The organism is Pseudomonas sp. SWRI111 (assembly GCF_014268555.1).
Classification (GTDB): Bacteria; Pseudomonadota; Gammaproteobacteria; order Pseudomonadales; family Pseudomonadaceae; genus Aquipseudomonas; species Aquipseudomonas hamedanensis.
Genome location: NZ_JABWQQ010000020.1, coordinates 76,207 through 95,050, shown reverse-complemented (window position 1 = coordinate 95,050; position 18,844 = coordinate 76,207). Strand labels below are relative to the sequence as shown.

19 protein-coding genes and 1 pseudogene are annotated in these 18,844 nt (G+C 61.3%); 12 read left to right on the top strand and 8 right to left on the bottom strand.

Annotated elements, in window-relative coordinates; all coding sequences use genetic code 11:
* The first annotated feature begins 9 nt into the window (after nucleotides 1–9).
* The 7 genes and pseudogenes from HU755_RS21480 to HU755_RS27560 all read left to right on the top strand — a co-directional run.
* Entirely contained in the window at nucleotides 10–1,011 is a 1,002-nt protein-coding gene (locus tag HU755_RS21480; RefSeq protein WP_186636256.1) for a polysaccharide deacetylase family protein, read from the top strand.
* Entirely contained in the window at nucleotides 1,008–2,315 is a 1,308-nt protein-coding gene (locus tag HU755_RS21475) for an oligosaccharide flippase family protein (RefSeq protein WP_186636253.1), read from the top strand. Before HU755_RS21480 ends, HU755_RS21475 begins: the two co-directional genes overlap by 4 nt.
* Nucleotides 2,312–4,231 carry a hypothetical protein gene (locus HU755_RS21470; RefSeq protein ID WP_186636250.1) on the top strand — a complete coding sequence of 640 codons (1,920 nt, stop codon included), beginning with the start codon at nucleotides 2,312–2,314 and terminating at the stop codon, nucleotides 4,229–4,231. Before HU755_RS21475 ends, HU755_RS21470 begins: the two co-directional genes overlap by 4 nt.
* A gap of 68 nt (nucleotides 4,232–4,299) precedes the next feature.
* Nucleotides 4,300–4,989 (top strand): GNAT family N-acetyltransferase, encoded by a 690-nt coding sequence (locus HU755_RS21465; RefSeq protein ID WP_186636247.1) that lies wholly within the window; start codon nucleotides 4,300–4,302, stop codon nucleotides 4,987–4,989.
* Nucleotides 4,990–4,993: 4 nt separating this feature from the next.
* Nucleotides 4,994–6,184 carry a GNAT family N-acetyltransferase gene (locus tag HU755_RS21460; protein ID WP_186636244.1) on the top strand — a complete coding sequence of 397 codons (1,191 nt, stop codon included), beginning with the start codon at nucleotides 4,994–4,996 and terminating at the stop codon, nucleotides 6,182–6,184.
* Nucleotides 6,181–6,873 (top strand): N-acetyltransferase, encoded by a 693-nt coding sequence (locus HU755_RS21455; protein WP_186636241.1) that lies wholly within the window; start codon nucleotides 6,181–6,183, stop codon nucleotides 6,871–6,873. Before HU755_RS21460 ends, HU755_RS21455 begins: the two co-directional genes overlap by 4 nt.
* A gap of 315 nt (nucleotides 6,874–7,188) precedes the next feature.
* Nucleotides 7,189–7,326 (top strand): annotated as a pseudogene (locus tag HU755_RS27560) (DNA-binding protein); the annotation flags it as partial.
* Between the two features lie 31 nt (nucleotides 7,327–7,357).
* Here the strand turns inward: HU755_RS27560 and HU755_RS21450 are convergent.
* Nucleotides 7,358–7,630 carry a CopG family ribbon-helix-helix protein gene (locus HU755_RS21450; RefSeq protein ID WP_186623204.1) on the bottom strand — a complete coding sequence of 91 codons (273 nt, stop codon included), beginning with the start codon at nucleotides 7,628–7,630 and terminating at the stop codon, nucleotides 7,358–7,360.
* A gap of 318 nt (nucleotides 7,631–7,948) precedes the next feature.
* Here HU755_RS21450 and HU755_RS21445 point away from each other — a divergent pair, with 318 nt between their 5' ends.
* Nucleotides 7,949–8,140, top strand: a complete 192-nt coding sequence (locus tag HU755_RS21445; protein WP_186552583.1) for an antitoxin — start codon at nucleotides 7,949–7,951, stop codon at nucleotides 8,138–8,140.
* Complete coding sequence (locus HU755_RS21440) at nucleotides 8,130–8,399, top strand: type II toxin-antitoxin system RelE/ParE family toxin (protein ID WP_186636238.1); 270 nt, start codon at nucleotides 8,130–8,132, stop codon at nucleotides 8,397–8,399. The genes HU755_RS21445 and HU755_RS21440 overlap by 11 nt, the downstream gene beginning before the upstream one ends.
* A gap of 72 nt (nucleotides 8,400–8,471) precedes the next feature.
* Here the strand turns inward: HU755_RS21440 and HU755_RS21435 are convergent, their stop codons facing one another.
* Entirely contained in the window at nucleotides 8,472–9,371 is a 900-nt protein-coding gene (locus tag HU755_RS21435; RefSeq protein ID WP_186552585.1) for a LysR family transcriptional regulator, read from the bottom strand.
* Between the two features lie 234 nt (nucleotides 9,372–9,605).
* Between HU755_RS21435 and HU755_RS21430 the strand changes: the two genes are divergently transcribed.
* Nucleotides 9,606–10,622 carry an alpha/beta hydrolase gene (locus HU755_RS21430; RefSeq protein ID WP_186636235.1) on the top strand — a complete coding sequence of 339 codons (1,017 nt, stop codon included), beginning with the start codon at nucleotides 9,606–9,608 and terminating at the stop codon, nucleotides 10,620–10,622.
* A 162-nt stretch (nucleotides 10,623–10,784) separates the two neighbouring features.
* Entirely contained in the window at nucleotides 10,785–12,212 is a 1,428-nt protein-coding gene (locus HU755_RS21425) for a mechanosensitive ion channel family protein (RefSeq protein ID WP_186636232.1), read from the top strand.
* An 88-nt stretch (nucleotides 12,213–12,300) separates the two neighbouring features.
* On the opposite strand, the gene ycaC is transcribed toward HU755_RS21425, so the two are convergent.
* The 6 genes from ycaC to HU755_RS21395 form a co-directional block, all read right to left on the bottom strand.
* Nucleotides 12,301–12,924: an isochorismate family cysteine hydrolase YcaC gene (ycaC, locus tag HU755_RS21420; RefSeq protein ID WP_016774080.1), complete on the bottom strand. Its 624-nt coding sequence runs from the start codon at nucleotides 12,922–12,924 to the stop codon at nucleotides 12,301–12,303.
* 68 nt (nucleotides 12,925–12,992) lie between these two features.
* Nucleotides 12,993–14,831, bottom strand: coding sequence for an amidohydrolase (locus tag HU755_RS21415; RefSeq protein ID WP_186552587.1), 1,839 nt, complete (start codon nucleotides 14,829–14,831; stop codon nucleotides 12,993–12,995).
* A gap of 42 nt (nucleotides 14,832–14,873) precedes the next feature.
* Complete coding sequence (locus tag HU755_RS21410; RefSeq protein ID WP_186636229.1) at nucleotides 14,874–15,500, bottom strand: antibiotic biosynthesis monooxygenase; 627 nt, start codon at nucleotides 15,498–15,500, stop codon at nucleotides 14,874–14,876.
* The gene (locus HU755_RS21405; protein ID WP_186552589.1) at nucleotides 15,493–15,906 is read right to left on the bottom strand and encodes a DoxX family protein; all 414 of its coding nucleotides are present in this window, start codon (nucleotides 15,904–15,906) and stop codon (nucleotides 15,493–15,495) included. The genes HU755_RS21410 and HU755_RS21405 overlap by 8 nt, the downstream gene beginning before the upstream one ends.
* 224 nt (nucleotides 15,907–16,130) lie before the next feature.
* Nucleotides 16,131–17,054: a LysR family transcriptional regulator gene (locus tag HU755_RS21400; protein WP_186636226.1), complete on the bottom strand. Its 924-nt coding sequence runs from the start codon at nucleotides 17,052–17,054 to the stop codon at nucleotides 16,131–16,133.
* Between the two features lie 56 nt (nucleotides 17,055–17,110).
* Nucleotides 17,111–18,085, bottom strand: coding sequence for an MBL fold metallo-hydrolase (locus HU755_RS21395; protein ID WP_238350026.1), 975 nt, complete (start codon nucleotides 18,083–18,085; stop codon nucleotides 17,111–17,113).
* Nucleotides 18,086–18,328: 243 nt separating this feature from the next.
* Between HU755_RS21395 and HU755_RS21390 the strand changes: the two genes are divergently transcribed.
* The gene (locus HU755_RS21390) at nucleotides 18,329–18,760 is read left to right on the top strand and encodes a helix-turn-helix domain-containing protein (protein WP_186552277.1); all 432 of its coding nucleotides are present in this window, start codon (nucleotides 18,329–18,331) and stop codon (nucleotides 18,758–18,760) included.
* Nucleotides 18,761–18,844: the final 84 nt, after the last annotated feature.

Sequence of the window (18,844 nt, the reverse complement as noted above, 5' to 3'; positions counted from 1 at the left end):
ACGCATGCCATGGCGATCAAACAGCTGATAAAACGCACCAGCGGTTGGCTCTATCTCAACTCATCCGTGGGGCGCAACCAGTTGCACGGCGCAGGCGTGATCCTGATGCTGCACCGCGTGCTGGCCAATGACCGCGCCGCCAACCTGCCGCACCGCAATGAGCTGTGCGTCGGCCCGCAGGCGTTCGAACACCTGCTGATGTGGCTGCGCAAGCATTTCGATTGCGTGCCACTGATGGAACTGCTCCAGCCCAACGCCCTGCGCACCGAACGCCCGCAAGTGGCGCTGACCTTTGATGACGGCTGGCGGGACAACGCGGTGCACGCCTATCCGCTGCTGCAAAAACACCAAGTGCCGGCGAGCGTTTTTCTCTCTACTGATTTTATTGGCAGCCGGCAGCGCTTCTGGTGGGAAAGCGTTGGCGAAACGCTGTGGGGCAGTCATGGCGACAAGGCCCGGATGCACCTGATCGAATACCTGCGCATCACCGGTCACCCGCTGCCGGTACTGCTCGACGATATCGACGTCGACCGGCGCAGCCTGGCGTTGCTGCATTATCTGCAAGGGTTAAAAAGCCTCGACCCGCAGGAACTTGAACGTTTGACCGATGAGTGTCCGCCGGAGTCGTTGCCGCAAGCGCTGGACTGGCATCAGGTGCGCGCCATGGAAGCCTCCGGTCTGGTGCGTTTCGGCCCACACGGCGCCAGTCATGCGATCCTCACCGGACTGGATGACGTGCGTCTGCACGAAGAAATCAGCCGTAGCCGCGATGCCTTGCACAACGGCTGCAATCGTCCCTTGCCGGTGTATTGCTACCCCAACGGCGATAACGATCAACGGGTCCGCGAGCAGGTCGCCAACCACGATTACCCGTTTGCCCTTGGCACGACCACCGGACTTTATCGCGGCGCCGGCGACCCTCTGAACCTGCCGCGCTTCGGCGTCAGCCAACGCACCGCGCGCAATCCGGAGCTGCTGTCGTTACGGATCTTTCGCGGGGCACGGCCATGAGTCGCGGCAGCTACCTCAGGCATCTGGCGCTGAGCATGGGCACCAAACTGGCAATGATCGCCCTGCGCCTGCTGCGCAATGTGTTGCTGGCGCGGATTCTCGGCCCGAGCGAACGCGGGTTGTTCGCCCTGCTCAGCACCCTGCCGGATCTGATCAGTGCGGCCACCAGCGGCGGCTTGAATTCGGCGGTCGGTTATCAAGCGGCCAATCAGCGGCCGATGGGTTTGTTGCTCGCTCAGGTGTTGGTGTTTGGCTGTCTGCTGGCCGGGCTGCTGACATTGCTGGTGGTCGCGCTGGCGCGTGAATTTGGCAGTGAACTCGATGTCACGATGCAGCTCGGTCTGCTGGCGTGGCTGTTGCTGCTGGCAGTACCGCTGACGGTTCTCAAAAGCGGCCTGCTGACCTTGCACAACGCGTCGGGCGGCGTGGTCGCGTTCAATGTCTTGCGTCTGATCGAATCGCTGGCGCCGTTGCTGCTGTTTGTTGCGCTGTTCTGGATGTGGAAAGAGGCGGCACTCGAAGCCGCACTGATCAGTTGGCTGGCCGGTATCAGCCTGGTGGTGCTGGTGGGGTGGATGTGGCTCAAACGCGCACAACCGCTGCAACTGCAATGGGACCGCGCCAGCCAGAACGAGCTGCTGCGATTCAGCGCGCGCAGCCATCCGGACCTGCTGTTTCAACAGGTCATTCTGCGCTCCGACTATTTGTTTATCGGCGCCCTGCTGGGCAGCACCGCGCTCGGCCATTACGCCATGGCCAGCGCCGCCGCCGAACTGCTGCTGATCGTTCCGGAAGCGGTCACCACACCGCTGATGAAGCGCCTGCTGCAACAGGACAAAGGCATGGACAAGGTCACTCCGCTGGCGCTGCGCCTGACCGCCACAGTGATGCTCGGCGCCTGCGTCACCATGGCGCTGATCGGCGAATGGCTGATTGTCACTCTGTTCGGCGTCGCCTACCAACCGGCGTATCCGGCGCTGCTGGCATTGCTGCCGGGGCTGCTGGGCCTGTGCTACGCAAGCATTCTGCGCCTGGACCTGATCGGCAAGAATCGCCCGGCGACCGTCTCGCTGATGATGGGCGTGGGCGCGTTGCTCAATCTGGGGCTGAACCTGCTGCTCATCCCGAGCCACGGCATCGTCGGCGCAGCGGCGGCGTCTTCGATTGCCTATCTGGCAGTGACCCTGGCGATGCTGGTGCTTTATTGCAGACTGAGCGGCGTGCCGTTCTGGCACACGTTGTTCATCCTTCCCGTTGACATCGCTCCGATGTGGCTGATGCTGCACCGCAGGAAAGCCGCATGAAGCGCCTGGCCTTGCTGCTCGGACTCGGCATGACGCTGCACGCCTTCGCGGCGCCCATGCAGTGGGGCGACATCCGCGACGGCAGCCTGTATCTGCAAGCCGATCGCCCGGATACAGTCACCGTGCGCTGGGTTCCGGCGTGGCAGGCTGACGCCAATGAAGAGCATATCTATCTGCTCGACGGTCAGGGCCGTTTGCAGGGCGAACGGTCGATCAAAGCCAGTGAAACCCGCGGTTCGCAGCGCTGGCCTTTGGTGCCGGGGGCTGCCAGTTATCGCCTGGAGATTCCCGGCTACAGTTTCCGCAGTTACCGCGTCGAGCATGACGATCAGACCGTGGCGCTGTTCAGTCCGGCCAAAGTGCATTTCAGTGTCGAAACCCGCAATGGCGATGAGCTGTTTTTCAAAGTGGCACCGGGCGAACACGCGGTACTGAACGGCAAATACCATGGCGGCGTCAACGCACTGCAAGCACAGCGCGTGGACGATGGACAACAGCTGTCGCTGGCCCTCAAGCCCCACCGTGCCTATTGGCAATTCGATCAAGTGGCCTTGCCGGTCAGCGACCGCGAACAGACGTGGCGGTTGCGCCTGCTGGGCAGCGGCAAAGCGGCGTTCTGGCTCGACGGCACGGCCAATCTGTTTGCGCAGAATCCGCAGCATTTGCAGCCGTTGCGCGAAGACCCGGGCCAGACCCGACTGGCCCTGCACGATAAAGTTCTCGGTCGCACGCCGGATCTGGGCATTGCCCTGCCCAATCTCATGCCGCCCGCGACCAGTCATGCTGCACTGGATGCCTTGAAACCGAGTGCGGCGAGTTATTACAGCTACGTTGACGTCACTTCGAAAAATGCCCGTTTCGAAGACCCGGTTCGCAAGCTCTATCAGACTCGCTTTGGCATCCGCCAGGACATCACGCTGCTCGCCGGCACCGGGCGTCGGGCCGATTTGCGCGCCGATGTACAAAGCAGCAACGGCCTTGAAGCCTGGCTCGCCAGCACTCGCGCATTGGGTGGCCAGGGCACGCATTACATCGGCTTTGCCGACGAGCCGAACCTCAACTATTCCAGCTTCGAAGACTATCGAACGATTTTTCTCAGCATGGCCCGCCAAGTCCGCAGCGATCCGGCCAATGCCAAGGCCGGCGTGCGTATCGCCATGCCTGCCAGCTCACGCTTGGTCAACGGGCCGTTCACCCGCAACGCGGCGGGCAAACGCGGGATCGACTGGGCCCGGCAGCTGCTCAACGAATCCGCCGATCAGGTCGACGCATTGGCCTGGCACGAATGGATGGTGCGCGACGTGCTCGCGACCCGGGTCTACCGCGACAGCGTGCGCCGTGCCGCCGAGCTGGTCGGTCTCGACAGTCAGGGTCAACCGCGCAAGGCCTTGCTGCTGGACCAGACCAACCTGTCCAGCGGCTCCAGCCTTAGCCCCTACGATCAGGAAACCCATTACGCCGCGCTGTGGTGGGCCTCGGTCGTCATCAATGCTTCTCAGGACGGCTTGTTGACCATGCTCAATTGGTTTCAGGCAGCCGATGAGCCGCCGTATGCCAAGGGCATGGTGCGCGTATTGGACGGCGATCGCTTCGAGCTGAAACCGGTGGGCCTTGCCCAGCAATTCATCGCTCGGCACTGGCTGCCGCAAGTGCTGCAACTGGATAACGACGCTTTCGAAGTGGATGTGCTGGCGATGGCCGGCGGCGAGCAGCGCACGTTGCTCGGGGTGAACAAAGGCACACGCCTGCAGCGCGTTGATCTGAGCGGCGCCCAGTGCCCGCTTAACCACGGCGCCCTGCGTTTCTTCGGCGCCGACAATCGCAGCCGCGACGTACCGTTTGCCTGCGAAAACGGCCGCGTGCGTTTCCAATTGCCAGGACAAACCCTGTTTGCCCTGGGCTGGAGCGCTTCATGAACCGGCCTGCGCTGTTCTGCCCCGCGAACCGGTTGCTGTGCGTGGCACCCTCATCAGGAGAAAGAACCATGGAAGTTTTGCAAAAACTGCGCGGACATATCCGTCGAAAAGGTCTGCGAGCGACCTTGGCGAAGATCCGCAGAATGTACCTTTTTGCCCATCAGGAACTGCTGTGGATGCAGCGCGACCTGGTCAGCCCGGTGCCGCCGCACAGCCTCAAACCTTACCCGCCACTGCGTGTGATGAAGATCACTGCAGACAACGCCAGCGCCTTCACTCGTTACTTCGGCGACCGCGTCGGCGTCATGGCCGAGCTGGCCGATGACGGGCATACCGGGCATATGCATGTCGACGACCACGGTGATGCCGTGGCGTTTATCTGGGGCACGCCGCGCGACTATTTTGATCGGCATTACTACGGCTGCCGGTTCCCGGTAAAACCCGGCGAGTTTTTCGAATTCGGTGGCGAACTGGCCCGCGCCTACTGGGGCACAGAGTTGTCGGTGGACCTGCAATTGCAATTGTGGAAAGCCATGGCCGCTCAGGGTTGCAGCACAGTGGTCGATGTCTGTGACTCGAGCAACATCCCGGCGCTCAAGCTGCACCTGCGCATGGGCTATACCGAACAACAGCGGATCATGAATATCTACACGCTGTTCGGTCGCTGGCGCTTCTATCGCGAAACCCGCTACAGCGGTTCACGCCTCGAAGCGCTGCGTAAACCCTCCCGTCCACCTGTCACAGCCACGGCGACCTGAACCTATGGCGAAGCGATTCGAATGGCGCACGTCCCTGTGCACCGCCGACTTTCCGGCAACCGCGTACGAAGCGTTGCGCCTGCGCGTGACCGACCACACGCCGTTCAACAACCTTGGCTGGATGTGCGCGGCAGAGCAGGTCTTGGGCGAGGATCAGCGTCTGCACATTCTGCTCGGTTGGGAAGCAGGCGAATTGCGCCTGTGCCTGCCCCTGGTGTCCAGCCGCGAACGCTTCGCTGGCCTGCCATTTCGGGTCTTGCATCACTTGGGTTATCCGCTGGCCGATCGCTTGGCCCTGCTGTCGCTGCTCGGTGGCGAGGATATGCGTGCTGCGCTGGTGTTGATCCGCCAGCGCCTGCCCCATGCGCTGCTGCAACTCAATGAACTGTCGGAACCTGCCGGTGAAGAGAGTGCCCTCACCGAGTGGATAGCGCGTAGCTCCACTGCTGAACGGCGCCTGAGTTGCAGGGTGCCGGTGCATCTGATCAGCGAAGCCGACCATCAGGAAGTTTGCGGCGATCCGCGCTACAAACTGCGTCGGGCGCGTAAACGGATTGCCGCGTGCGGCGCCCAGGTACGGCGAATCACCCCCGATGCGCTTTCGATGCCGACGGTTCTACAGGCGCTGCAGGAAGTCGAGTCGGTCAGTTGGAAAGGTGACGAGGGCGTCGGGATTTTCGCCACCGAACGCAGCCGTCAGTGGATGGCTAGCGCTTTCACCGCCCTCGCCGCTCAAGGCCTGGTGCGGGTCGTGACGCTGGAGCTGGACGATCGCTGCATCAGCTATCGGCTGGGCCTGCTCGAGCAGGGTCGACTCTACGACTACAACCTTGCGTTCCTGCCGCAGCATGCTGATCTGGGCAGCGGTCGGGTGCTGCTGGAGGAGTGGATTCGCTGGGGCCTGGACGAGCAATGGCGCTGGATCGATGCGTCGCGGGTCAGCCTGGATAATTCCAGCCATCAACTGCACGAGCGCATGACCGGCCAGATCGAACAATGGCGCTGGAGCTTCTACTCATGGCGCCCCAGTGGCTTGCTGCTGGGCCTTGGACTGCGTCTTTGGCACTGCGTCAAACCGGTCCTGCAAAAAAGGCGCGCACAGCGTGCCGGCAACCCGGCGGCGGCACATACATCCGAAACTCAACCGGCAACATCATCCACCACACCTGGGCTAGGGCCTCGGAGAGCATCATGAACGTCATCGAAGAACTGCTTCTGCGCATCAAACAAAAAGGTCTGCGCCGCACCGTTGGCGCGCTGTGGAAACGCTACGTATTCGCTCACCGTGAATTGCTCTGGATGGAGCGCGATCTGGTCACGCCGATTGCCCCCAACAAACTGCGCCCCTGTGAAGGTTTGCGCAGAGTCGACATCACCGAGGAAAACGCCAAGGCATTCAGCAAGTACTTTGGTGACCGCGTGCAGACCATGGCCGAACTCGCCGCTGAAGGGCATACCGGGCACATGTACCTGGACCAGGACGGTCACACCGTCGGGTTCGTCTGGGCCAGCACTCGCGACTATTTCGACCGCCACTTTTACCGCTGCACGTTCCCGGTCAAGCCCGGTGAATACTTCCAGTTCGGTGCCGAAATTGCCCGGCCCTATTTCGGCAGCACCTTGACCGTCGACGCACAGACCGCACTTTGGCAAGTCATGGACGCCCGGGGGTTCAAAAAAGTGGTGGATATCTGCGACAACGCCAATGTGCAGGCCTTGAAGATGCACATGCGCCTGGGCTATCAGGAGCAAGGGCGGATTACCCACGTTTACGACCTGTTCGGGCACTGGCGCTTCTTCCGCGAAACACGCTACAGCGATTCAAGGCTGGAGGCGCTGCGCAAGCCGGAAAGACCGGTAGCGACGGCGGCGGCGCAGGCTTGATTCGTCCTCTGGAAGTCTGGCGGTCGTGAGGCCGTCATCGCGAGCAGGCTCGCTCCCACACTGGATAGTCGCCTTACACCTATCCATTGTAGGAGTGAGCCTGCTCGCGATGAGGCCAGTAGCTGCACCGCAACTCTCACAATCGATTGGCTTCTTGCCTACAGCCACTGACGACACTTCCAACATCCAGTAAAGACTTGGCCGACTGTTTATCCGTATCCACTTGGATACAGTCAAGCACAGCATCGGAGGCGACAAATCCTCACAAAGCGCAGACATCCGACGCGCACAAAAAATGGCAAAGGAGGTTTAACCATGAGCCAGACTTTGACGAATTTCGACATGGTCGCGCTGCTGGACAGTGACGAAGCCATCAGCGAATACCTGTCTCAGGTGCTAGCAGACGGAGACAGCGAAGAGTTCCTTCGCGCGATCGGCTACGTGCTCAGATCGGAAAGTCCTTCTCGCCCACTTCGCCTCCATTTCAAAGTGGTGTCTTGCGAGGCGTATCGCAACTCAAGCTGTCGACCCATATCTGCACTGATTGATGATCAATGACGCGCCCGGCGTCCACGTCAGCCAAGGCTTCATGCGTCAAACGGCTGCGCTCTTCCTCTTGATCAATCCAGGCGCTCGATGCCTGCTTCACAATACAGCTGTGCGAGCGTTCCAGACGTTCGGCTATCAGATCGACCTTCTCGGCCAGTTGCACCGGTACATGGGCGGTCACGGATCGGGGTTTCGTTGCCGTGGCCATGTCAGTTGACTCCTCGATATTGCGGACAGCGGGTGATTGAGCAGCATGAGTCTAGAACAGACGCGGGGTGGCGGTTGTTGCAATGTTGTAAGTCCGCCACACGGCGCGAAACAGCGAGTCCTACAGAAAAAGGAAGGCACACGGGAAACCCCAACCGTTTTCCTACATCTCCCGTCGGTTGGCCGTCGGAAGCGCTCAGACTAGGATTTGTCGAACTACAGATATTCATGGAGCTCGACCAAGATGCAATTCATCCAGACAACGACGACAGCAATCCCTCTACCGAATAGACTGCCAGGCATTGATCCCGGAGGCACTATGGACAGCAAAATCTTCCCCGCTGATTCAGAGTTTGAAAGCGAAGAGCAGGCTGCCAGTCATGATCGCTGGCTGCGAGCCAAAGTGCAGGCGTCAAGAGATGACCCACGTCCGAGCTTCGCGCATGACGAAGTGATGGCGCAAATGCATGCGTTGATCGAGTCCATGCGAAAAAAGGCCGATGCAGATTAAATGGCGGCCCGAAGCCAAGGCCGATCTGTCGAACATCCTCAGATACATTGGCGAGAGAAACTTTGCAGCCGCAGTGAGTCTCTCGAAATCCATTGAAGAATCCACAACCTCACTCTCTGTTCATCCCCGTCTCTACAGTAAAGGTCGATCTCCCGGCACTCGGGAAATCGTTGTACATCCTAATTACGTGGTGATTTATGAGGTGACGGACCGAATCGAGATTCTGAGCGTTTTGCATACTCGACAGGAATATCCATAACGGCGTCGCTGGAAAAAACGGTGTGATGTTCGCTCGTTCGATAACACACCGCTTGCCTGAGAAGCCGCACGATCAAAGATTCACATGGCTCTGATTAAGCCGTTCACGCAGAAACTCCACCAGCGCCTGCACCGGCCTTGAGGCCTGACGATGCTGCGGATAAACCGCCGACAGGGTCAGCGGTTCCGGGCGTAGATCATCCAGCACCGGCACCAGCCGTCCGTCTTTCAGCGCCGCGCCGACGATGAACGTCGGCAGATAGGTAATCCCCATCCCCTGCACCGCCGCGTCCCGCAGCAGTTCGCCATTGTTCACGCGCATGCGTCCGGTGACGTTGACCAGCACCGGTTTGCCCGGCCCTTCGTTAAAGCGCCATTGCACCGAGCGCCCATGGCCGTATGGCAGGCAGTCGTGGCTGTGCAAGTCTTCAGGCTTGAGCGGTGTACCGCGTTCGGCGAGGTACGCCGGGCTGGCGCAATAGACCCGCTCGATGCTGGCGAGGCGCCGAGCGATCAGCGTCGAGTCTTCCAGTACACCGATGCGCAGGGCCAGGTCGTAGCCCTCGCCAAGCAGGTCGACCGGTCGGTCGCTCAGGTCCACCTCGACGGTGACCTCGCGGTAACGCTGCAGAAACAGCGGCAACAGGCAACCCAGGTGCGCGACGGCAAACGACAGCGGCGCGCTCAGGCGAATTGTCCCGCGTGGCTCGGCGGTCTCGCCGGCGATGCCCTGCTCGACCTGTTCCACCTCGCCAAGCAAACGCAGCGCCGATTCGTAATAGCTCTGCCCCAGCGGCGTGACGTCGAGACGACGTGTCGAGCGATTCAATAAACGCACCCCGAGGCGTTCTTCCAGTTGCATCAAGCGGCGGCTGACGAATTGCTTGGACAGACCCAACTGGTCGGCAGCGGCGGTGAAACTGCCGGAGTCCATGACCTGGCAAAAAATACGCATGTCTTCGAACGGGTTCATTGTCGCTCTCTGGTGGACAGTTAAACGCTTTATAGCCGCTTTTTCGCTTCTCAGCAGCCCATTAATCTGTGCTCACGGTTTGAAAACAACCCTGAACACGTAGGCGCTGCCGAAGGCTGCCATCTGATCGTTGGGACGCGGAGCGTCCCCGGCTGCATTCCCACGCAGAGCGTGGGAACGATCAGATCGCAGCCTTCGGCAGTTCCTGCATCACATCTAAAAATGGAATTGAGCATGAACATCAAGAAAACCCTCGCCGCGTCCGTCCTCGCTCTGTCCGTCAGCAGCGCCTTTGCCGCCGGCAGCCCTGGCGTGGAACACAACACTCAAGCGTTCCTTGATGCCCTCGCCGCCGGCGGCGGTCGTCCGCTGGAGCAACTGAGCCCGAAAGACGCCCGTGCAGTGCTGACCGGTGCGCAGGCTTCGGTGAAGGTTGATCTCTCCGGCGTGGAAGTCAGCGACAAGGCGATCAAGGTTGATGGCCAGACGATCAATCTGAAAGTGGTGCGCCCGGCCAAGGTCAAAGGCGAATTGCCGGTGTTCATGTTTTTCCATGGCGGCGGCTGGGTGCTGGGGGACTTCCCGACGCACCAGCGTTTGATTCGTGATCTGGTGGTCGGCTCGGGCGCTGTTGCGGTGTATGTCGATTACACGCCGTCGCCGGAAGCGCAGTACCCGACCGCGATCAACCAGGCTTACGCCGCGACAAAATGGGTGGCCGAGCACGGCAAGGAGATCGGTGTCGACGGAAAGCGTCTGGCGGTAGCCGGCAACAGCGTCGGCGGCAACATGGCGGCGGTGGTGGCGTTGATGGCCAAGGAGCAGAAAGCCCCGGCGCTGCGTTTCCAGCTGTTGATGTGGCCGGTGACCAACGCGCAATTCGATGACGGCTCGTACCAGCAATTTGCCGAGGGTCACTTCCTCACCATGGGCATGATGCGGTGGTTCTGGGACAGCTACACCACCCACCCGGCCGAGCGTGCGCAGATCCATGCCTCGCCACTCAACGCCACTACCGAACAGCTCAAGGGCCTGCCCGCCGCGCTGGTGCAGACCGCCGAGTTCGACGTGCTGCGTGACGAAGGCGAAGGCTACGCGCGGCATCTGGATGCCGCTGGCGTACCGGTGACCTCGGTGCGCTACAACGGGATGATTCATGACTTTGGCCTGCTCAATCCGCTGAGCCAGATTCCCGAAGTGAAAGCGGCGGTTCGTCAGGCGGCGGCGGAACTGAAGACTCATCTGAACTGAGGCGACGCCCTGTGGCGAGAGAGCTTGCTCGCGCTTGAGGGCGCAGCACTCACAAAATCTTCGCGGCATGGACGATTTTGGGGCTGCTGCGCAACCCGGCGGGAGCAAGCTCCCTCGCCACAAATGCCCTTCGCCAATACTTATGTAACGCCGGAGATTGTCATGTCCTTTTTCCTCACCCACCTGCTGTCCTGGAGCGCCATGCTGTTGCTGCTCGACGCCGCACTCTGGCATTTCTCGCCTTTCTCCCATCGCGCACCGCGAGTCGGCGTACGTCTGGTGTTGTTTCTGGCATTCAGCGCGCTGGTGATCAACGCCGGTGTCAGCCCGTTGCAGGCACCGCTGTTCGCCGATGATCGCGTGGCACAACTGGGCGCGACGGCGTTGGGGATTCTCTGGTGGCTGTACGCCGCAAGGGTGCTGACCGAAGTGATCGGCCTGGCGTTGATGCGCCGCATCGGTCACAGCGGTCGCTTGCTGCAGGATGTCATCGGCGCGCTGGTGTTTCTGGTCGCGATTGTCGCGGCGGCCGGCTACGTGCTGGAACTGCCGGTCAAAGGGCTGCTGGCAACGTCCGGGGTGGTCGCGATCGTTGTCGGCCTGGCGCTGCAAAGCACCTTGGCCGATGTGTTTTCCGGCATCGTCCTCAACACCACCAAGCCCTATCAGGTAGACGATCTGGTGATGATCGATGGCGTCGAAGGCAAGGTCTTCGATATCGATTGGCGCGCCACCCACCTGCTGACCAGCGCCGGGACCATGGCCGTGGTACCGAACTCGGTGGCGGCCAAGGCGAAGATCGTCAACCTCAGCCGGCCGAGCAACATGCACGGTGTGTCGATCAGCATCCAGGTGCCGAACCATATCCGTCCGCGTCGGGTGCTCGATGCGCTTGATCGGACCTTGCAGGGCAGCAGTTCGCTGTTGCTCAGCCCCGCGCCGAAAGCAGTGCTCAAAGAAGCCGGCGAAACCATGTCCGAGTACGTTGCCAGCGGTTTTATCGCCGAGCTGGGCAAGAAAAGCGAAGTGCGCAATCAGCTGTTCGACCTCGCCCACCGTCATCTCGAAGCAGCGGGGATTTCGCGGCATCCCGACGGTGTCATCGAACCGTCGAGCCGCGCCCGCGCGTTGCTGGATGAAGTGAAGATTTTCCGTTCGTTGAGCAGTGAAGAACGCGATCGCCTCGCCGAATCGATGGTTGCGCAGCAGTACACGGCGGGCCAGGTGGTGCTGGGTCTGGACGAGGTGCCGGATAGCCTGTTCGTGATTGCCACGGGTGTGGTCAGCGCGACGGTGCCGGACGGTAATGACCAGACCGAGGCCGGGCGCATGGGCCCGAGCGAAGTCATGGGTGAGCAAAGCATTCTTGCCGATACACCGTCGCAGGCGACGTTCACGGCGCTGACGTCGAGCATCATCTATCGCCTCGACAAACAGTTGACCCGTGAGTGCATGGACAAGCGCAGCGAAGTCGGCCGGGCCTTGAACAAACTGCAGGCGGTGCGTCAGCAGAACAGTCGCCTCGCGTTGATGGCCAAACCGGTGGCGGTGAAGAAAGGTGGTTTTTTGGGGTGGTTGCAGAAGCGTTGAAAGCAAAAGATCGCAGCCATCGGCAGCTCCTACAGGGAAAACGCGTTCCCATGTAGGAGCTGCCGAAGGCTGCGATCTTTTGATCTTCTTACTTGGCAGTGAACTTGGTATAGCTGTTGATCAGGTTGCGATAGTTAGGCAGACGCTCGGACAGCAGATGCGCCAGACCTTCCATGTCGTTGCGCCAGTCGCCCTGCAGCTCGCACGCCACGGCGAACCAGTTCATCAAATGTGCACCGGCAGCCGACATCCGCGCCCAAGCTGCTTGCTGCACGGTAGTGTTGAACGTGCCCGACGAGTCAGTCACCACAAACACTTCGAAGCCTTCAGCAATCGCCGACAGGGTCGGGAATGCCACGCAGACATCAGTCACTACGCCAGCGATGATCAGTTGCTTGCGGCCGGTGGCCTTGATCGCTTTGACGAAGTCTTCGTTGTCCCAGGCATTGATCTGGCCTGGACGCTGAATGAACGGTGCGTCCGGGAATTGCTCGAGCAGCTCAGGCACGATCGGGCCGTTGGGACCGGCATCGAAGCTGGTGGTCAGAATGGTTGGCAGCTTGAAGAACTTGGCGATGTCGCCCAGTGCCAGCACGTTGTTCTTGAACTCGTTCGGCGAGAAATCCTGCACCAGCGAGATCAGACCGGTCTGGTGATCGACCAGCAGTACGACGGCATCATCTTTGTTCAAACGCTTGTAAGGAACGCTCATGGCAAAACTCCTGGAGGGATGGTTGTTGCGGGAAGCGCCGACCCCGCTGGCCGACGCTTTTTTCAAACTCAGAATGCGAAGCAGGAACAGCCGAACGCGCCCCAGAAACCAGCGAAGTCGCTGACCGGCGCGTTCGACATCCGCGCCTTTTCATGGCTGTGGGTGTGCACGGCGCACGGCCCGCTGCACTGGTGAACCTGCGCCTGCAGCGGCGAGTTCGGGCGCCAGTGACCCGGGACCTTGACCACCGGCGACCAATCCGGCAGTACCGGAATCGAGCGCGGGCCGAGGTCTTCGAAGTCACCCGCGGCGTAAACGATCTTGCCGCCCACCACAGTCATGACCGATTCGATCCACTTGATCGCTTCTTCCTCAACGCTGAAGAAGTCCGCGCTCAGCGCCGCCATATCTGCCAGTTGGCCGACACGAATCTGGCCTTTCTTGCCCTGCTCCGAGGAGAACCAGGCGCTGCCGTGGGTGAACAACTCCAGCGCGGTGGCGCGTGGCAAACCTTCTTCGTACAGGGCCAGACCGCCGACGGTGCGGCCGCTGACCATCCAGTACAGCGACGTCCACGGGTTGTAGCTGGAGACGCGGGTGGCGTCGGTGCCGGCGCCGACCGGCACGCCTTCGGCAAGCATGCGCTTGATCGGCGGCGTGGCTTCGGCGGCTTGCTTGCCGTAACGATCGACGAAGTATTCGCCCTGGAACGCCATGCGGTCCTGAATCGCGATGCCGCCGCCCAGCGCTTTCACCCGCTCGATGTTTTGCGGGGTGATGGTTTCAGCGTGGTCGAAGAACCATGGCAAACCGTTGAACGGAATGTCACGGTTGACCTTCTCGAACACGTCGAGCATGCGGCTGATCGATTCGTTGTACGTGGCGTGCAGACGGAACGGCCAGCGTTGCTCGACCAAGTGGCGCACCACCGGCTCCAGCTCTTGTTCCATGGTCTGCGGCAGATCCGGGCGCGGTTCGAGGAAGTCTTCGAAGTCGGCGGCGGAGAACACCAGCATCTCGCCTGCGCCGTTGTGGCGCAGGAAGTCGTCGCCCTGGTGCAATTTGACGCTGCCGGTCCAGTTCTGGAAATCGGTCAGCTCTTCTTTCGGTTTTTGGGTGAACAGGTTGTAGGCGATGCGTACGGTCAACTGGTCGTCTTTGGCCAGTTGCTCGATCACTTGGTAATCGTCCGGGTAGTTCTGGAAACCACCGCCGGCATCGATCGCACTGGTCAGGCCGAGGCGATTGAGTTCGCGCATGAACTGGCGGGTCGAGTTGACCTGGTATTCCAGCGGCAGCTTCGGCCCCTTGGCCAGGGTCGAGTAGAGAATCATCGCGTTCGGCCGCGCAACCAGCATGCCGGTCGGGTTGCCGTTACTGTCGCGAACGATCTCACCGCCCGGCGGGTTTGGCGTGTCGCGGGTGTAGCCGGCCACGCGCAAAGCAGCGCGGTTGAGCAAGGCGCGGTCATACAGGTGCAGGATGAACACCGGGGTGTCCGGCGCGGCCTGGTTGATTTCTTCAAGGGTTGGCATGCGTTTTTCGGCGAACTGGAATTCGTTCCAGCCACCGACCACGCGCACCCACTGCGGCGTCGGTGTGCGATCGGCCTGATCCTTGAGCATGCGCAGTGCATCGGCCAGCGACGGCACGCCTTCCCAGCGCAGTTCGAGGTTGTAGTTCAAGCCGCCACGAATCAGGTGCAAGTGCGAGTCGTTGAGGCCGGGAATGACGCAGCGTCCCTTCATGTCGACCACTTGCGTGGCGCTGCCTTTGAGGGCCATGGCCTCGGCATCGTTACCGACGGCGACGAAGCGCCCGTCCTTGATCGCCACGGCGCTGGCCAGTGGTTTTTCGCGATCTACGGTATGAAATTGGCCATTGAATAAAATCAGATCGGCGCTCATCGCAGTTCCTCAAGCAAAAGTAAAAGTCAGCAAACCTCACGCTCAACGCGGCGAGGTTTCTTGGGAATCGAGGTGTTCATGGGCCTGGCTGGCTTCCAGCCATGGGGTGAACAAACGCGTGACTGGCGGCATCACTACATAAACCACCGAAAGCACGATGGTCAGGGTGATCAGGAACGTCGCGACCACGTAGTTGGACAGAAGCGGATGCAGCGCGAGCAGCGGGCCCCAGATCAGCGGCACCAGCAAGGTATGCGGCAAAATCACCAGCAGGGTGACGACAGCCTGCTTCCAGCGCGGCGGTGGCGAGCCGGCTTCGGCCAGAGGGGTGAACCAGAATTCATTGACCGGCGCGACTTCGGTCTGATCACCATCCGCCAGCATCGGCGCGGCTTCGGCGACCAGTGCCTGACGCTCAGACGACTGCAGCCAGCCTTGCATCGCTTCGGTGGAGCTGAAGCGCAGCACACAGGTGTAAAAATCCAGACGCCCGCGCTTGCCGCGCACCACGTCCACACCCAGATGCCCTTCGCGCTGGCCGGCCACGCGCACGATATTGCGCAACCACGCTTCATAGGCCGACTCGAAACCGGCCTTGACCGAGTGTTTGATGATCAGCGTGACAGTCTCATCGGCCCCCGGTGCTTGTTGATTCAGGACTTCAGGCATAACGCAGCACTCCGGGCAAACGAACAGGAATCGCCAGCCGTCCGGGCCCGGCGATCAATACAGTGGTGAAGAGGATCAACAGCAGCCAGCCGAACTGCCCTTCGGCCACACTCCATTGCGGATGCACAACCAGCAACGCCACCAGCAGCACAAAGAGAATAGGCAAGCAGGCCAGACGCGCCAGAACCCCGGCAACGATCAGCAGCGGACAGAGGACTTCGGCGAAGATCGCCAGAATCAGGGTGAGGTGCGCACCGAGGTGAAACGGGTCTTCGATCAGCTGCAGTTGCGCCGTGAAGTCCAGCAGCTTGGGCAAGCCATGCACCCACAACAGAAACAACCCGCCGCTGACCCGCAGGAACAGCAACCCGACGTCGCGCGCCTGTTCATCCCTCGAAGCAATCATGACCCGACCCTTTGAATGTCATTGAGGGGAATCATGCCAAGGCCGCGGCGCGAGAAATTGGATGGGTGTGCTTAGTTCTGCGATGGACCGGGATTGATCGTTCCCACGCTCCGCGTGGGAATGCAGCCCGGGACGCTCCGCGTCCCTTCCAGAGCCGAACGCGGAGCGTCCGTTGAGGCATTCCCACGCAGAGCATGGGAACGATCAGTAACTCGGTGCGGGACTTAGATCGCCGGGATATCCAGCGGCGCGGCCATGAATTGGCTGATCCGCGAGCGCAGCCATTTCTCCGCCGGATCGTTGTCATGCACCCCGCTCCAGGCCATCGACAATTGCGCGGCATCGATCGGAAACGGTGGGTCTTCGGCGCGCAAGGCGCAGCCTTCAACCAGGGCACAAGCGGCGTAATCCGGCACGGTGGCGATCATTTCGGTGCCAGCGAGCAAGGCGCGCAAGCCGCTGAACTGCGGCACGCCCAGCACGACGCGGCGGCAGCGGCCGATCTTCGCCAGGTCCATGTCGATATTGCCGCTCAGGTCGCCGGAAAACGACACCATCGCATGCGGACGCTCGCAGTATTCGTCCAGCGTCAGCGGCCCCGGACGGTCGTCGCCGCGCAAAACCTTGCAGGGAATGTCGCGCAGCTTTTTGCGCTTGGCATTGGCCGGCAGATCCGTGGTGTAGCTGACGCCCACGGAGATTTCCCCCGAGGCCAACAGCGCCGGCATCAACAGATAGTTGGCGCGGCGCACCACCACGACGATGCCCGGCGCCTCTTGCTGGAGCTGGCGCAGCAATGGCGGAAACAGGCCGAACTCGGCGTCATCCGACAAACCGATGCGGAACACGTCGCAACTGCTCGCCGGTTCGAATTCCTTGGCCCGGCTGACCGCACCGGAAATCACGTCCATCGCCGGTTGCAGCTCCTTGAGAATCGCCAGCGCCCGCGCGGTCGGTTCCATGCCGCGACCGTTGCGCAGCAGCAACGGATCATCGAACAGATCGCGTAACCGCCCCAGCGCCGCACTCACCGCAGGCTGGCCCATGAACAGTTTTTCAGCGACGCGGGTCAGGTTCTTTTCGAACATCAGCGCTTCGAAAATCACCAGCAGGTTCATGTCGACGCGGCGCAGATCGTTACGGTTCATGGGCGAGGTTTCCTTATCGGTGTCAGCGGTTTCATGCAGGCGGGACGCTGTGCACTTTACTCGATCAACGGCACCTTGGCCGCGCGTTTGTAAGGGCCATATTCCACCGGCACCCATTGGAAGTGCTTGCCTTCGGCGGCGATGTGACCAATCCCCGGAAACGGCAAGTGCGCCGCCGTCACCCACGTCTTGCTCGTCGCGGCCGCGCTGAACACGGCCTGACGACTGTTGATCGCCTGCTGACTGTTGACGTCAAAACCGATCGACACCTCCGGATGGAGGAACTGCACGGCGAGGTTGTGCACCAGATCGCCCATGAACACGATGCTCTGCTGCTGCGAGGTAAAACGATAGGTCGTGCTGCCCGGCGTGTGTCCGGCCTCAAGCGTCGCCTCGACCAGCCCCGGCAGCGGCGACTGCCCCGCAGCGAACGTCTTGAAGCGCCCGGCGGCAACGTAGGGTGCCGTGGAGTCCTGGGCAATCTGGAAGAACGCTTTGGCACCCGCCGGCGCCTTGGCCAACGCCGCCGGATCAAGCCAGTAATCGGCCTCGGCCTGGGCGGCGTACACCGTGGCGTTGGCAAACAGCGGCTGCTTTTGCGCATCGACCAGGCCGCAAACGTGATCGAGGTGCAGGTGCGTCAGCAGAATCGTGTCGACCTGCTCAGGCTTGTAACCGGCGGCCTGCATGTTGGCCGAAAGCTGCCCCGCCGTGGCGCCAATGCACTGCCCCGCACCGGTGTCGACGAGAATCAGTTGCTTGCCGGTATTGACCAGAAAAGCATTGAACGCAGTCTGCACGCCCGGGGTTTCAATCGAACGACGCGCCAGCAGCGCGCGAATCTGGCTCTGGCTCATGCCCTGCAAGAGCTTTGGCGACAAATCGTTATAGCCGTCGAACAACGCGGTGACTTCGTAATCGCCCACGGCCAGGCGGAAATAGCCCGGTGCCTGGGTGCCGACCTGCGGCGCCTGTGCCATGGCGCTGGACGTGGCCAGAACGCCCGCCAGGGCCGCCGCTGCGTTAAACATGCCTTTCATTGGATCTCCCCTTGATCTGGCCGACAGCGGCCACCCTTGCTGTGATCGTGCCGCAACTCGGCGGGCGCAGACTTGCAGGGATGTGCTGAGTTCAGGCCTCGGCGATGGAATTAACAACGATTAACTCGTCAGCCTTACGCCCTCGCCCAACAATGAAGCCCTCTGCGCAGCGTTGCTTTTTTGACCTGAGGGAATGCGCTGACCGTGCCTTCCCCACCGACACGGACCTTGGCCATGGCTTATTTGCAGCAAACCGTCGCCCTCGCCCCTGCCTGCGAACCGCATAAAAGTGCGAGTGGCGGACTCAGTCCGCAGCGCGAACGCCACGTCAAACAACTGATCCTCGATCGCCTGGGCGAGAGTCTGGAAGTGGCGGAGCTGGCCCGCGCCTGCTCACTGTCACGCAGCCATTTCTCCCGCGCGTTCAAGTGCAGCACCGGCCTCTCGCCACAGGACTGGATTCGCACCCAGCGCCTGGCGCGGGCCAAGCTGTTGATCCAGCACACCGACCTGAGCCTGACCCAGATCAGCCTGGAGTGCGGCTTCTGCGATCAGGCGCATTTCTGCCATATGTTCACCCGTAGCGAAGGCATCAATCCGTTTGCCTGGCGCTGTCGGGTCATGGGCAAGCTGAAAAGCAACGCTGCGCAGCCTGCGGTGTTTTGACTGCTGCCGTTACGCCACCCGTTGCACTGATGCTCAAACCTGAGGATTATGCCCGGACACCCCGGATCAGACGGCCTGCGCTTG